This window comes from Mycobacterium sp. (assembly GCF_035653355.1).
Classification (GTDB): Bacteria; Actinomycetota; Actinomycetes; order Mycobacteriales; family Mycobacteriaceae; genus Mycobacterium.
Map to the genome: position 1 here is coordinate 1 of NZ_DASRBZ010000101.1, position 2,404 is coordinate 2,404.

3 protein-coding genes are annotated in these 2,404 nt (G+C 64.9%); 2 read left to right on the forward strand and 1 reads right to left on the reverse strand.

Going from position 1 to position 2,404, the window contains the following annotated elements; translation table 11 throughout:
- Positions 1 to 698 (forward strand): class I SAM-dependent methyltransferase (locus VFA16_RS03230; protein WP_324966431.1); only part of this gene is annotated, 698 nt, incomplete at its 5' end.
- Here the strand turns inward: VFA16_RS03230 and VFA16_RS03235 are convergent.
- A complete protein-coding gene (locus tag VFA16_RS03235) occupies positions 679 to 1,407 on the reverse strand; it encodes a rhomboid-like protein (protein WP_324966432.1) in 729 nt (242 codons plus the stop codon). The two genes, VFA16_RS03230 and VFA16_RS03235, sit on opposite strands and share 20 nt — an antisense overlap.
- 98 nt (positions 1,408 to 1,505) lie before the next feature.
- Here VFA16_RS03235 and VFA16_RS03240 point away from each other — a divergent pair.
- On the forward strand, positions 1,506 to 2,404 hold an 899-nt coding region (locus VFA16_RS03240), incomplete at its 3' end, for an NAD(P)/FAD-dependent oxidoreductase (RefSeq protein WP_324966433.1).

The following is a 2,404-nucleotide window of genomic DNA, read 5'->3' on the forward strand; positions in this document are numbered from 1 at the left end:
GGATGAGCGAGATGATGGCCGTGCGCACCCGATTCTTCGACGACTTCTTCACCGACGCCGCCGCGCGCGGCATCCGTCAGGCAGTCATCTTGGCGTCCGGTCTCGATGCCCGGGCCTACCGGTTGCCGTGGCCGGCCGGAACCACCGTGTACGAGATCGACCAGCCGAAGGTTCTCGAGTTCAAGACCGAGACCATGGCTGATCTCGGTGCTACGCCGACCGCCGACCGCCGCGCGGTCGCCGTCGATCTGCGCCACGACTGGCCGACCGCGCTGAAAGGCGCGGGTTTCGACCCCACTCAACCGGCGGCGTGGAGTGCCGAGGGCTTGCTGCCGTTTTTGCCGCCCGACGCCCAGGATCGGCTGCTGGACAACGTCACTGCGCTCAGCGCCGCGCACAGCCGGTTGGCCACCGAGAACATGGCCAACGCGGGCCAGGCCGTGCCGATGATCGTCGACCGGATGCGAGAGGTCACCGAGCGCTGGCAGCAGCATGGCTTCGACGTGGAGATGACTGATTTGTGGTATCCCGGTGAGCGTCAGGACGTGGTGGACTATCTGAATTCCCATGGCTGGGAAGCGACCGCTACGAGGGCTGCTGATCTGTTTGTCGCTCATGGTTTTTCGGTGCAAACGGCGGACGAGGACCAGCAGGCGGCGTTCGGGTCGCTGGCCTACGTCACTGCGACCCGCGGATAGCCGCGCGCCCCTCGAACCAGCGTGCCGGGTTCATTAGCGGGCCGTCGCGGTGCCGGGTCAGCGGGTAACAGCAGAGCCCGAGGGCGATCGCCGAGCAGTGGCCGATGCCGGTGAAGTTGGGATTGGCGACGAACCCGGCGCCGTAGTAGCCCACCAACCCCGCCAGGTAGACCCAGCGCCAGGGCGGTGCGAGGCGGTAGGTGAGCACCGCCATCACGCCGACCATGAAGTAGCTGACACCGACGTCGCGGACGTGCACCATCCGTTCCGGCTCCAGGTGACGCTCGATTGCCAGATACAACAGGCCCTCGCTGATATACGTCGCGACGACATGCGCGGTGAGACCGACTGCAAGCCAACGTAACTGGCCCAGCCATCGCTCGGCCGGGGCAACGAACAAGCTGAACAGCACCAGGCACGGTATCCATTTTCCGCCATCGATCCAGAACAGGCTGGCGAACAGCACGTAGAGCGGGTCGGTGCTCAGATGCGCAATGTTGGTGGAGCGGTGCACGAGCAAGGTATGCAGCTCGTGGCGGCTGAGGTGATGCTGGATGATTGTGGTGATCAGCAGGACAGCGAGCCACAGATACGTCAGCGGGGCGCTACGGACGAACCGCCATGCGGCAGTCAGCCCCGCTTTCGCGGCAATGCCGGGTGATGTCGACTGCCTCAACCCTTCGCCGCCCTGTGGCCGATGCGTATCCATCCCGAAGATAGGTCCTTGCTCAGTTATGACGTCCCGCGTATCGTATCGAGCTATTCCGAAACTCTGAGTAGCGTAATCGTCGGGAAGGATCGGGCTTGATGCGCAGCCGCTACGCCGGCCAACCGTTCACCACGCCCACCGCCGAGATCGCCGCCGCCCTACAGCAGGTCAGCATCCCGACCCTGCTGCTCTCGCTGGTCCATATCACCGGGGACCCGCGGTTCATCCGCGAAGTCAAGCCCGCCGGGATATTCCTCAACGAGGTCCAGGGCTTCATGTCCGAGGAGGACAAGGCCCGCGCACGCGCAACTGCGCTGCCGGTAATCACCGACTACCGCGACCGTGGCTGCCCCGAACCCGCGCCGCTGCCCCGCGAGCTAATCAAGGAAATGATGGACTGGGCCGTCTGCGAGACGGTGCCCGAGGACTATCTGCCCCTGCTGTTCGAGGAGCTGGACTTCGACGGCGTTGATCCGCGTCGCCCGGCGCCGCTGAAGCCCGAGCAGGCCGCAACCGTTCCGGTGATCGTCATCGGTTGCGGCGAGTCGGGCATTCTGGCTGGGATCCGGTTGAAGCAGGCCAACATTCCGTTCACGATCCTGGAGAAGAACGCCGGGCCAGGCGGAACCTGGTGGGAGAACACCTATCCCGGTGCGCGTGTCGACGTCGCCAACCACTTCTACTGCTACAGCTTCGAGCCCAGCAACGACTGGGCGCACTTCTTTGCCGAACAACCCGAGCTGCGAGCGTATTTCACCGCGGTCATGGACAGACACCAGCTCAGTGAGCACGTACGCTGGCAGACCGAGGTGCTTGCCGCCGACTGGAACGACGACGACGGCGTCTGGACGATCACCGCACGATCACACGACGGCCAGATCACCACCATGCGGGCCCGTGCTGTGATCACCGCGGTCGGGCAGCTGAACCGGCCCTACATACCCGACTTCGACGGTGCAGACAGCTTCCGCGGGCCGTCCTTTCATTCCGCGGCGTG